Annotated in this window: 2 protein-coding genes and 1 tRNA gene; 2 read left to right on the top strand and 1 reads right to left on the bottom strand. The window is 67.8% G+C overall.

Features of this window, described 5'->3' with window-relative positions; genetic code table 11:
* The first annotated feature begins 41 nt into the window (after positions 1-41).
* Positions 42-125 (top strand) — tRNA-Leu (locus ACRDSQ_RS08710).
* On the opposite strand, the gene ACRDSQ_RS08715 is transcribed toward ACRDSQ_RS08710, so the two are convergent.
* Positions 90-545 (bottom strand): recombinase family protein, encoded by a 456-nt coding sequence (locus ACRDSQ_RS08715; RefSeq protein WP_431420287.1) that lies wholly within the window; start codon positions 543-545, stop codon positions 90-92. The genes ACRDSQ_RS08710 and ACRDSQ_RS08715 overlap by 36 nt on opposite strands.
* A gap of 118 nt (positions 546-663) precedes the next feature.
* Between ACRDSQ_RS08715 and ACRDSQ_RS08720 the strand changes: the two genes are divergently transcribed.
* Complete coding sequence (locus ACRDSQ_RS08720) at positions 664-846, top strand: hypothetical protein (RefSeq protein ID WP_431420288.1); 183 nt, start codon at positions 664-666, stop codon at positions 844-846.
* The last annotated feature ends 191 nt before the right edge of the window (positions 847-1,037 follow it).

Here is a 1,037-nt window from a genome sequence, read left to right on the forward strand (position 1 = left end):
CCCATCCGATACTCTGTGCACACACCAGCGGGAGACCGCAAGTCCGGGTGGCGGAATGGCAGACGCGCTAGCTTGAGGTGCTAGTGCCCTTAACGGGCGTGGGGGTTCAAGTCCCCCCTCGGACACATAATTGCCCCACGGGTCCTATCTGAGCCTATCAGACGGACTTCGTGGGGTTGTTTATTTTGGCGTCGGCGCGCGAGCGTGGTCGAGATCGCCCACTCCCCCATGTCGCGCCGGGTCGACGGGCGCCGCCCGGTGACGGAGCGGTGTCTGCGGTCGGCGCTAGTGCGCCCCCAGACCTGGCGGCCGGTGTACCGGGGGTTCTCCACGATCTCGATGATCGTGCGCAGCGACCATACGGTGTTCGACCGATGCCGGTTACGGGTCGGGTCGTTGCTCGAGGGGCATGGGACACCCCGCTCGTTCAACTCCCGTGCGATGGACGCGGCGCTGCGCCCGGCACCACGTTCGGCGAAGATCCACCGCACATGCGGCGCGGTGACCGGATCGGGCGCCAGGCGCTGCAGTTGCGAGGTTGTCAAATTTTCTGTGTAAGCAGGGCGACTTCGTTTCCTTGTTGTGATCTTGCGTCTTGGCTACGTTCCGCGCTCGTCGGCTAGAGAGACAGTCGGTCTCCGAAGCGGGTCGCGAACGCGGCGGGTGTCCACACATCTGGGGTGTCTGTCGGACTGCGGCTACGTCGAGGTTCGGCGACAGGGCCGGTTCGCGCACTACCGGGTCGCCGACTCGCGGGTGGCCCAGTTGGTGTCGCTGGCCCGCTCGCTGGCGGCGGACAACGCCGCCGCGCTGGCGGCGTGCATGCGCATCACCCCGAAAGCCTGACGGGAGCCGACCATGGCCGATTCCGAGCGCACCCGCCGCACGCTGACCACCCTCGGCCTGGTGTCGCTGCCTATCCTGTGCTGCGGCCTGCCACTACTGATCGCCGCCGGGGCGTTCGGGGCCGTCGGCACGCTCCCTGGCAACCCATGGCTGATCGGCGCCGCCGCCCTGGCCCTGATCGCGGTCGTCGT

This window comes from Actinokineospora sp. (genome assembly GCF_050699995.1).
Classification (GTDB): Bacteria; Actinomycetota; Actinomycetes; order Mycobacteriales; family Pseudonocardiaceae; genus Actinokineospora.